Annotated in this window: 1 pseudogene; it reads left to right on the top strand. The window is 65.7% G+C overall.

The window, feature by feature from the left end:
* Window positions 1–251: pseudogene (locus tag AC0IWM_RS23835) on the top strand (N-acetyl-gamma-glutamyl-phosphate reductase); the annotation flags it as partial.

Below are 251 nucleotides of genomic sequence, written 5' to 3' on the forward strand. Positions count from 1 at the left end.
GCCGATCGTCATTCCCTCCGTCGGTAACGTCCGGCAGGGCATGCGGGTGAGCGTACCGCTCCACCTCGACACCCTCCCGGGTTCGCCGACGGTACTGGAATTGGAGAAGGCCCTAGCTGCCGATTACGAGGGGCAGGATCTCGTGCGGGTCATTCCCAACGACGGTGCCGAGCGCCTCGAGCCGGACGCGTTGAACGATACCGACCGCCTCGAGAGTCGGGTGTTCGGCACCGAGACCTATCGACCGGCTG

Source organism: Methylobacterium sp. AC433, from assembly GCF_979253015.1.